Origin of the sequence: Bacillus sp. 22483 (genome assembly GCF_052044605.1) — a bacterium.
GTDB lineage: Bacteria > Bacillota > Bacilli > Bacillales > Bacillaceae > Bacillus > Bacillus altitudinis.
The window spans coordinates 265,030-274,727 of the sequence record NZ_JBQENU010000005.1; the positions used below are offsets into that span (position 1 = coordinate 265,030).

Annotated in this window: 10 protein-coding genes; 8 read left to right on the top strand and 2 right to left on the bottom strand. The window is 42.9% G+C overall.

Annotated elements, in window-relative coordinates; genetic code table 11:
- Positions 1–196 precede the first annotated feature (196 nt).
- The gene (locus tag ACTJJQ_RS10395; protein ID WP_035389836.1) at positions 197–1,009 is read left to right on the top strand and encodes a zinc-dependent metalloprotease; all 813 of its coding nucleotides are present in this window, start codon (positions 197–199) and stop codon (positions 1,007–1,009) included.
- 52 nt (positions 1,010–1,061) lie between these two features.
- Here the strand turns inward: ACTJJQ_RS10395 and ACTJJQ_RS10400 are convergent, their stop codons facing one another.
- Positions 1,062–1,247, bottom strand: a complete 186-nt coding sequence (locus ACTJJQ_RS10400; RefSeq protein WP_008343530.1) for a 2-hydroxymuconate tautomerase — start codon at positions 1,245–1,247, stop codon at positions 1,062–1,064.
- A 113-nt stretch (positions 1,248–1,360) separates the two neighbouring features.
- Between ACTJJQ_RS10400 and ACTJJQ_RS10405 the strand changes: the two genes are divergently transcribed.
- Both ACTJJQ_RS10405 and ACTJJQ_RS10410 read left to right on the top strand, forming a co-directional pair.
- Positions 1,361–2,017, top strand: coding sequence for a site-2 protease family protein (locus ACTJJQ_RS10405; protein ID WP_029575408.1), 657 nt, complete (start codon positions 1,361–1,363; stop codon positions 2,015–2,017).
- A 12-nt stretch (positions 2,018–2,029) separates the two neighbouring features.
- Complete coding sequence (locus tag ACTJJQ_RS10410; RefSeq protein WP_007497712.1) at positions 2,030–2,548, top strand: YwhD family protein; 519 nt, start codon at positions 2,030–2,032, stop codon at positions 2,546–2,548.
- A gap of 125 nt (positions 2,549–2,673) precedes the next feature.
- Here the strand turns inward: ACTJJQ_RS10410 and ACTJJQ_RS10415 are convergent, their stop codons facing one another.
- Complete coding sequence (locus ACTJJQ_RS10415; RefSeq protein WP_440600185.1) at positions 2,674–4,743, bottom strand: transglycosylase domain-containing protein; 2,070 nt, start codon at positions 4,741–4,743, stop codon at positions 2,674–2,676.
- A gap of 225 nt (positions 4,744–4,968) precedes the next feature.
- Here ACTJJQ_RS10415 and speE point away from each other — a divergent pair, with 225 nt between their 5' ends.
- The 5 genes from speE to argS all read left to right on the top strand — a co-directional run bounded on the left by speE (position 4,969) and on the right by argS (position 9,383).
- On the top strand, positions 4,969–5,799 hold the full coding sequence (gene speE / locus ACTJJQ_RS10420) for a spermidine synthase (protein WP_003214614.1): 831 nt from the start codon (positions 4,969–4,971) through the stop codon (positions 5,797–5,799).
- 69 nt (positions 5,800–5,868) lie between these two features.
- The gene (gene speB / locus ACTJJQ_RS10425) at positions 5,869–6,741 is read left to right on the top strand and encodes an agmatinase (protein ID WP_017360073.1); all 873 of its coding nucleotides are present in this window, start codon (positions 5,869–5,871) and stop codon (positions 6,739–6,741) included.
- Between the two features lie 78 nt (positions 6,742–6,819).
- Positions 6,820–7,167 (top strand): hypothetical protein, encoded by a 348-nt coding sequence (locus ACTJJQ_RS10430; RefSeq protein WP_007497708.1) that lies wholly within the window; start codon positions 6,820–6,822, stop codon positions 7,165–7,167.
- Between the two features lie 123 nt (positions 7,168–7,290).
- Positions 7,291–7,713 carry a DUF1934 domain-containing protein gene (locus ACTJJQ_RS10435; RefSeq protein ID WP_007497707.1) on the top strand — a complete coding sequence of 141 codons (423 nt, stop codon included), beginning with the start codon at positions 7,291–7,293 and terminating at the stop codon, positions 7,711–7,713.
- Positions 7,710–9,383: an arginine--tRNA ligase gene (gene argS, locus ACTJJQ_RS10440; protein ID WP_076821273.1), complete on the top strand. Its 1,674-nt coding sequence runs from the start codon at positions 7,710–7,712 to the stop codon at positions 9,381–9,383. Before ACTJJQ_RS10435 ends, argS begins: the two co-directional genes overlap by 4 nt.
- The last annotated feature ends 315 nt before the right edge of the window (positions 9,384–9,698 follow it).

Below are 9,698 nucleotides of genomic sequence, written 5' to 3' on the forward strand. Positions count from 1 at the left end.
ATTACTATGTAAATGACCCAGACCAAAAGTGCTGTTTTTTGATGAAATGTGTGTCAAAATATCCGAAAAATTAGTGAAAATGACATGATTCGACTTTCTTCCTGTATATCCAATTCCCTGTTTTTGACTGAATAGAAGGAAAATGGTGAATTTTCAGTGAATATATAACCTTGTGAAAAACAAAGGAGGGATAGGAATGAAAAAGCGTTCAGTCTTTTTGTCATTTTTATTGGTAGGTAGTTTGTTACCGGGGGTAAGTTCAGCTTCAGCACCAGTTGCAAGTGCAGGTCATGGGCATGATCATGGTCATGCGCCGTTCGAAACACATATTAGTGAAGGGTTGCCAAAGGCAAACGATTTTAAAGATTTGACGAAGGCACCTCCTATTGAAAGAGATGTGACAACAAAAATTTTAGACGAGTCTGGTAAACAGGTAGGGTCTAGAACCTTTAAAGCAAATACAGGAGATTCGATTTCAACAAAAGCTAGTACAGGCAGTCAGAAAGTGACCGTCTACGCAGTAGCTGATGCGCAGTATCGTGCGAAATATAGTGATTGGCAGACGCGCATTGTCAGCATCATTGAGCAAGCGGATGTGACATTTAACCGTGATCATGATGTGGACTTTGTCGTACAAGCCGTAGGGTCTTGGACGTCTTCAGGATCAAATGCATCACAAATTTTGTCTAACCTTCAGCGCAGCTTTGATGGCAGAGGATACGATTTTGTCACAGGATTTACAGCAAATCCAAACTTTGATGCTGGCGGAATCGCTTATGTTTACAATAGTGCACCGAGCGGAAGTGCATTCAGTGTCAACCTTGATCAAGGAACAGCGAATACAGCAAAAGCGGCTACACATGAATACGGCCATAACTTTGGTTTGCCGCATGACCCTCAAGGCAGCGGAATTGTCTGCCTAATGAATTATGATTATTCTTACACTGTCGATTACTTCGATGCGGCTCATAAAAATCAAGTGAACCGTAATAAAGCTTGGTACAGATAAGGTAAGAGACAAAAGGACAAACACCGAAAAAGTGTTTGTCCTTTTTATATGCTTACAGGTCGCTCATTCGCTTTCCTGCTACAGCATAATGTTCTTTTTTCATTTCTTCAATAATGACAGAGACTTTTTCTGCACCTGCGCCTGTTGTTTCAACAACGGCATCTGTGACTTTCTCCACAAGAGCTCTTTTCTGCTCATCTGTTCTTCCTTCAAGCATTTGAACGGTGATAATCGGCATGATGGCAACCTCCTTTTTCCTGTAGTGCTACGCTTCCCTTTAGTTTGAGGGACTTCTTATAGTATACTGAATGAAGTAAATCATTGTATAGAAAGAAAGAGGGATTCATGCCTTTGGACCAATTTCTTGTTTATCCATTAGAACTGATTCCATATGTCGCCATTACGCTTGTTGTGGCTTTTACGATGCACGAGCTGGCGCATGCATATGTTGCGTATCGTTTTGGAGATCCGACAGCTAAAAATCAAGGCAGACTGACGCTCAATCCATTGAAGCACCTTGATATTTTCGGGACGATCTTGATCTTTGTGGCTGGGTTTGGCTGGGCGAGGCCTGTACCTGTGAATCGGTACCATTTCAAAAACCCGCGCTTAGCAGGAATCTGCGTCTCGATTGCTGGCCCATTAAGTAACTTGGTGTTGGCGTTTCTAGGCTTTTTTGTGTATGTGCTTCTTCAGAAATTTGGCGGGGAGTCGCTCATGCGCTTTGAGCCGGGGATCGATTATTTCTTCCAAATCTTTATTAACTTGAACGTGATTTTGTTCCTATTTAACTTATTACCGATCCCGCCGCTGGATGGATATCGTATTATTGAGGATGTTGTCAGTCCCGGCATCCGTGCAAAGATGACGCAATTTGAACAGTATGGAATCATCATTTTCCTCATCTTCGTCATCACGCCGCTAGGTCAGTTTGTTTTTGGCCCTTTGATCGGAATGCGTAATCAAATTATTGACTGGTTTAATCTTATTTTGAAGCCGCTGCTTTAGGAGGTTTAGTGAATGGAAGGTAAAAAGAAGAAACCAATTGGTTTTAATATCATTAAAAAAACAGATGCAACGGATGGGCATGGAGGTTTTGGGGCAGGTGCCCTCAGCCTTGATAATATCTCGCCAGTGATCATTGATGTGGAGGAAAAGGAAGCCGTCATTGATATTGGTGCGATGCATGCAAGAAGTGCCGTCGAAAAAGGAATTAAATTTTTAAAAACCAAAGAAGAGGTACCTAACGGAAAACCGTATTGGCTCGTATGGGTGACGATTGACCGTAGAGAAGAGGGACCATATTATGCTGGTGTCACAGCTTGTGAAATGACGGTTGACCGCTCGATCCGCAGAGGATATAAATCACTTCCTGAGCATGTGAATTTAATGGATAAATCCATGAAGCGTAAAATCGTTGTCAGTCATATGGATGATGGTTCGAAAAAGGTGCTCGCTGATTTCTTGAAGAGTCACAATGAGGCGTTATGGGAAGCATCCACAGATGAATTAAAAGAAGGATTGGCTGTTCCTGAGTAATTGTGAAATTTTTGTGAAGAATGATGAATGGATACCAATTCCAGTCGTTTTTTCAGTAAACTGGTGTTAAAGCTAGGACATGGAGAATCCCGAGATGCAGATCTCGGGGTTTTTCATGTCCATTTTTAACGTTTCAGCCACTTTTCCCACCATTTCTTAGGCTGTTGATCCTGAGCCGTGTCTTGCTCAGATGCTTTGTTCTCGGCACCATAGCAGACACCGGTCGGCTCCGTTCCTTCTATAAAATAGGTAAATACCTTTGATTCGCATCCTGGGCCTGCGAGATCACCGGTTTGTGGATTGATATATACGCCTTTTACACCGTCTGGCGGCATGAAGGAGGAGGCTGGCTGGTTTGAGAGGGCTGATTCCATAAAGGAAGCCCATATCTTTTTCGCATAGGCGGTTTCTTTGACCGAGTCAATGGTGCGTCCTTTATCATAGCCGGTCCACACACCTGTGACGAGCTGGGGAGAGAAGCCGATCATCCAGCTGTCAGCGCCTGTCGTCCCTGATTTTCCTCCATAATTTCTGGTAAGATCTTTTGAAATGGTACGTCCTGTGACACTTGTATAGCCATTTAATTGATCATTGAACATCCCTGACATCATGTCAGTGGTGACAAATGCTGCTTTTTCATCTAGTACTTGCTCTCGTTTTTGTTTCTCCTCAAATAGTACGTTGCCCTTTGCGTCCGTTACTTTCGTAATAAAGGTTGGTTTGACGCGTTTTCCTCCATTGACCAGCATCGCGTAAGCATTGGTCATTTCGATTGGTTTGACAGGTGAGGTACCTAGCGCAAGTGAAGGCACTTGATCTAGTTTTTCGTGAATCCCAAACGCCTTGCCTGCACGTACGAGCTGTTCCATTCCTAAAAATAGATGGGTTTTGACCGCATAAATGTTATCAGATAGAGCCAAAGCCTGAAGCATCGTAATACCGTCATTGGCGTAATAGCCGTGATAGTTGCTTGGTGAATAAGTAGCGCCGCTTCCTTGTTCATCGAGTTCAAAAACGGTTTCCTCACTGCGCATCACCGTTGCTGGTGTAAACCCATTTTGCAAAGCCATGTAATAGAGAAGCGGTTTCATTGTTGAACCGGGCTGTCTTTTCGCTTGTGTGACCCGGTTGAATGGGCTTTTCTCGTAATCTCTTCCCCCGATGAGGGCGAGCACATGACCTGTCTGGGGATGAATGGCGGTTAAGCCAATTTGGATACCTGATTCAGAATCCATGATGTTGGTTAAAGTCTTTTCAGCGATTTTTTGTAATTCAGGTTGTAAGGTCGTTTCGATATGAAGACCATACGTTTCAATTTGTTCCTCGGTTAAACCCAGCGTTTGTTTCAGTTCGCGAATGACATCATCATAAAAATACGGGGCCAACTTTGCTTGCAGCTGCTTTTGCTTGAGCGGGCGATAGGACAGCTTTTCCTTGCTGGCATCAGCAGCCGCTTTTTTTGTGATCATGCCATCCTCTTGCATTTGCTTTAGGATCATCTTTTTTCTTGCTTCGGCTCTTTCTTCGTTCACATAAGGGGAGTAGAGAGAAGGCCCCTTTGGAATACCGGCAAGCAAGGCAGACTCAGCTAAAGTTAAGTTCTTCGCTTTTTTCCCAAAGTAAAGGCGAGATGCCGCTTCCACGCCGTATGCGCCGTGGCCATAATAAATGGTGTTCAAGTATCCTTCTAATATCTCATCTTTTGTATAGTTTTGTTCTAAGCGGATCGTGTAAAAGGCTTCATTCCACTTTCGCTTCCATGTTTTATCATGATCTAAATATAAATTTCGTGCGTATTGCTGGGTGATCGTGCTGGCGCCTTGTACCTTTGCCATTGCACGAATGTCTGCCACCGCAGCACCCGCCATGCGTTTCACATCAAAGCCGTGATGCTGATAAAAGGTTTTATCCTCAACCGCGACCACTGCCTGCTGTATATGAGGGGACATGTCCTTTAACGGAACCCAATATCTCTTTTCTCCAAAGCTTGATTCGCCAAGTTTAGACCCATCGGCTGCATAAATGGTCGTGGATTGGGGAACTTGAACAGAGGGAGCGCCTTGCCACTTAGCAAGTAAAAGAATCGTCAAAAAGACTGTGCCTGCAAATAGAAAAGCGAGCAAGCCGATAAAAAAACAGGCCCGAATCGTTTTCACGGTCATGCGGATTTTTTTATTACTCATGATTGTGTCCATGCAAAGCCCCCATTTTGACGGTTTTTTATCAGTATGGGACAAAGAAAACCGTTTTAAACAGGCGACTGCAAGGGTGCGCTTTAAAAATGAAGTTATCTCATGCGGTTCTTTACAATTTGATATGAATCCACTATACTTTTTTCTTGGACAATCGATATAGTCATAGCCGATAAAAGGCGCTAACAATAGATGTTTGTTTATTATTGGATGAGAGGAAGATGAACGATGAGTGAACTTTGGTATACAGAGAAGCAAACGAAGAATTTTGGCATTACATTGAAGGTGAACAAAACCCTTCACACAGAACAAACAGATTTTCAGCATTTAGAAATGGTGGAAACAGAAGAGTTTGGCAATATGCTGTTTTTAGACGGTATGGTGATGACATCAGAGAAAGATGAGTTTGTATACCACGAAATGGTGGCGCATGTTCCTCTTTTCACTCATCCAAACCCGGAAAATGTCCTTGTCGTAGGCGGAGGAGACGGTGGTGTTATTCGTGAAATCCTGAAGCATCCAAGTGTGAAAAAAGCGACACTTGTTGATATTGATGGCAAGGTCATTGAATACTCGAAGAAGTTCCTTCCTTCAATTGCTGGGAAACTAGACGATCCTCGTGTAGATGTAAAAGTCGGAGACGGCTTTATGCACATTGCGGAAGCCGACAACGAATATGACGTGATCATGGTTGACTCAACTGAGCCAGTTGGACCAGCTGTGAACTTGTTCTCTAAAGGTTTCTATGCAGGAATCTCAAAAGCACTAAAAGAAGACGGTATTTTCGTTGCACAGACGGACAACCCTTGGTTCACACCTGAGTTAATTACAAATGTACAGCGTGATGTAAAAGAAATTTTCCCGATTACCAAGCTATACACAGCGAATATCCCAACATATCCAAGCGGTCTTTGGACATTTACCATTGGTTCTAAGAAGTATGATCCACTAGCTGTAGAAGACAGCCGCTTCTTTGATATTGATACGAAATATTACACAAAAGAATTGCACAAAGCGGCATTCGTTCTGCCGAAATTTGTGAGCGATTTAATCAAATAAATCAAGCGAAATGGAAATGCGCAAATGTCAGTTTGCGCATTTTTTGAAGCGTAAAAGGAGGAATCTTGTATGAGATTCGACGAGGCTTACTCAGGAAAAGTGTTTATTGGAAGTCATCCGACATGGGAAGATGCGAAAGTCATTTTATACGGGATGCCGATGGATTGGACCGTCAGTTACCGTCCAGGCTCACGTTTTGGCCCGAACCGTATTCGTGAAGTATCCATTGGATTAGAGGAATACAGTCCTTATTTAGATCGTGAACTGCACGAGGTGCCATTCTTTGATGCTGGCGACATCCCGCTTCCATTTGGCAATGCACAGAAAAGCTTAGATTTAATTGAAGAGTATGTTGACAGCATTTTAGAAAAAGGGAAGTTTCCATTAGGAATGGGTGGCGAGCATCTTGTGTCTTGGCCGGTTTTCCGTGCGATGTATAAGAAATACCCTGATTTGGCCATCATCCATATGGACGCACATACCGATCTTCGTGAGGAATATGAGGGTGAGCCGCTTTCACATTCGACACCGATTCGTAAAGTGGCAGGACTTATTGGACCTGAAAATGTATACTCTTTCGGCATCCGTTCAGGGATGAAAGAAGAATTTGAATGGGCAAAAGAAGCAGGTATGCACATTTCTAAATTTGAAGTGCTGGAGCCATTGAAGCAAGTATTGCCAAAGCTGAAAGGCCGCCCAGTTTATGTGACAATTGACATCGATGTACTCGACCCAGCTCATGCGCCTGGTACTGGAACTGTGGATGCTGGCGGTATTACGTCAAAAGAACTGCTGGCATCTATTCATGCTATTGCAGGTTCTGATGTGCATGTCGTCGGTGCAGACCTTGTAGAGGTAGCGCCTGTATATGATCATTCCGATCAAACGGCGAATACAGCAAGCAAACTTTTACGAGAAATGCTGCTTGGTTTTGTGAAATAACATCTTGATAGAGGAGCTTGTCATCTCATATGGACAAGCTCTTTTTTTACATTGGTGACATGATAAAGGAGGCGGGTCATGTTTTCTTCTGTATTGATGGTATTACTCGCTTTATGTGTGTTAGCGGCAGGCTTTCTTACGCTGAAAAGAGAGCTTGCAGCGAGTCCGCCCACGTTCACCTCGAAAAAAGAGGCAAAGGATGAGATGGTTCATCTGTTTCAGGATCGAGGCTTTTTCTATCTCACTGGCATAGCGCTGTTGATGCAGTTTGTTTATAAGCAAGGGCATCTTCTCCCATTTGATTTGTTTCAGGCATTTTTGGCAAGTTCAGGCATCCAAGCACTGTTTTATCTCATCAATCGAAAAAGCGCAGGGCTCAAGACTGGACTCGTGATAGGGGTGAGCTTCATTTTTCTTTTTTTCTAAGAGAAATGTGAAGATCAAAAATGGAGTTTCATCCACACGAAGATGAGAAATGATGGGATGATAGGCAATCGGGATTATGGTATACTATTTTAGTTAAACGGGTCTTAGCAAAGGAAGTGCAAAATGACACAAAACCAAATTTCAATTCATGTAAAGTCAGTGATGAAACCAGAGACGGAACCGGCTGAAACGATCGAATTCCGAACAACTGGAACGTATCAAGAGAAGAATGACAAAACGTACCTCACTTACCATGAAGAACATGAAATGGGTCAAGTAAAAACTGTTGTCAAAATAAGTGAAAAAGAAATTTTTGTCATGAGATCAGGTGCGATTCAAATGAAGCAGCGCTTTCTCATTGGAGAAACGACCGTGACACATTACACGATGCCATTTGGCACACTTCAGCTCGATGTGCACACACATGGTATTGATCTTGATGTAGACAATGGGCTTCTGCACATTACGTACGATATGCTGACAGGTGAAGATCAAAAGCATTTACATACATTATCGATTTCATATAAGGAGGATTTACGTTCATGAATATCGCAGAACAGGTCAAAGATGCGTTAAAAGAAGAAATCATTGCGGCAGTCGTCAAAGCAGGACTTGCTGATGAAAGCCAGGTGCCGGATGTTCTTTTGGAAGTGCCAAAAGACAAAACTCACGGTGATTATTCCACCAATATGGCGATGCAGCTTGCACGCATTGCGAAAAAAGCACCTCGTCAAATCGCCGAGGACATTGTGAAAGCTTTTGACAAAGGCAAAGCTTCAATTGAAAAACTGGATATTGCAGGTCCAGGATTCATCAACTTTTATATGAACAATCAATATTTAACAAAGCTTATTCCAGCTGTTCTTGAAGCAAAAGAGGCTTATGGCGAAACGAATACAGGCGGCGGTCAAAAAGTACAAGTCGAATTCGTCTCAGCCAACCCAACAGGTGACCTTCACCTTGGACATGCCCGCGGCGCAGCTGTAGGAGATTCTCTTTGCAACATCCTTGATAAAGCAGGCTTCGACGTGAGCCGTGAATACTATATCAACGATGCAGGCAATCAGATCAATAATCTTGCTCTATCTGTAGAAGTACGCTACTTTGAGGCGCTCGGTCTTGAAAAAGAAATGCCAGAGGACGGTTACCGAGGAGAAGACATCAAAGGCATCGGGCAGAAACTTGCGGATGAATTTGGTGACCGTTTCGTGCATGAATCAGAAGAAGAGCGTATGAAATTCTTCCGTGAGTACGGTTTAAAATATGAACTAGAAAAACTACGTGTCGACCTAGAGAATTTCCGTGTCCCATTTGATGTATGGTATTCAGAAACCTCTTTATACGAAAACGGAAAAATCGAACCAGCGCTAGAAACACTTCGCGCTAAAGGCTATGTCTTTGAAGAAGACGGCGCAACATGGTTACGTTCAACTGATTTTGGTGATGACAAGGACCGTGTCCTGATTAAAAAAGATGGCAGCTTCACGTACTTGCTTCCAGATATCGCATATCATAAAGACAAATTAGACAGAGGTTTTGACCAGCTCATCAACATTTGGGGAGCGGACCATCACGGCTACATTCCTCGAATGAAAGCGGCAATCCAAGCACTCGGATATCCAGCGGACAAACTGGAAGTCGAAATCATTCAGCTCGTTCACCTTTACAAAAACGGTGAAAAAATGAAGATGAGTAAACGTACAGGTAAAGCCGTCACAATGCGTGACTTGATTGAAGAAGTGGGCTTAGATGCCACTCGCTATTTCTTTGCAATGAGAAGTGCGGCGACACATATGGACTTTGACCTAGACTTAGCGATTTCTACGTCTAACGAAAACCCTGTGTACTATGCACAATATGCACATGCGAGAATTTGCAGCATGCTGCGTCAAGGGGAAGAAAAAGGCTACGAGCCAAACCTTGAAAAAGCAGATTTCTCTCACATTCAGTCGGATAAAGAATACGATCTTCTGAAAATCATCGGCAGCTTCCCAGAAGTTGTAGCAGAAGCAGCAGAAAAACGTATTCCGCACCGCGTCACAAACTATATCTATGATCTAGCATCAGCCCTTCACAGCTTCTACAACGCCGAGAAGGTCATTGATGTTGAAAATGAAACAAAAACAACAGCACGTCTATCGCTCATGAAAGCAACACAAATCACGCTTGCGAATGCATTAAAACTTATCGGCGTATCTGCGCCGGAAAAAATGTAATGCAAAAAGCCCCGCTCTATTTTATGAGCGGGGCTTCTTTATATAAAAAACCCGCTATTCTCGAGAGATAACGGGTTTTGAACATTAACCAAGCGTATTAATAATGTTAGAAATAGAATCGAATAATTGACTAAGTACATCAGAGAACATAGAGCGTATCCTCCTTTCAGAAAGCATGTAGTATGTGCGTGTCATAGGAATTACCCAAGTGTGTTAATAATGTTAGAAATAGAATCAAATAATTGGCTAAGTACATCAGAAAACATAGTTTGTATCCTCCCTTCGGCAAGCATGTAGTATGTGTGCGTTAATGGG

Coding starts and splice junctions, on each gene's coding strand:
- ACTJJQ_RS10395 (WP_035389836.1), top strand. CDS start 197: ATGAAAAAGCGTTCAGTCTTTTTGTCATTTTTATTGGTAGGTAGTTTG.
- ACTJJQ_RS10400 (WP_008343530.1), bottom strand. CDS start 1,247: ATGCCGATTATCACCGTTCAAATGCTTGAAGGAAGAACAGATGAGCAG.
- ACTJJQ_RS10410 (WP_007497712.1), top strand. CDS start 2,030: ATGGAAGGTAAAAAGAAGAAACCAATTGGTTTTAATATCATTAAAAAA.
- ACTJJQ_RS10415 (WP_440600185.1), bottom strand. CDS start 4,743: ATGGACACAATCATGAGTAATAAAAAAATCCGCATGACCGTGAAAACG.
- speE (WP_003214614.1), top strand. CDS start 4,969: ATGAGTGAACTTTGGTATACAGAGAAGCAAACGAAGAATTTTGGCATT.
- speB (WP_017360073.1), top strand. CDS start 5,869: ATGAGATTCGACGAGGCTTACTCAGGAAAAGTGTTTATTGGAAGTCAT.
- ACTJJQ_RS10430 (WP_007497708.1), top strand. CDS start 6,820: ATGTTTTCTTCTGTATTGATGGTATTACTCGCTTTATGTGTGTTAGCG.
- ACTJJQ_RS10435 (WP_007497707.1), top strand. CDS start 7,291: ATGACACAAAACCAAATTTCAATTCATGTAAAGTCAGTGATGAAACCA.
- argS (WP_076821273.1), top strand. CDS start 7,710: ATGAATATCGCAGAACAGGTCAAAGATGCGTTAAAAGAAGAAATCATT.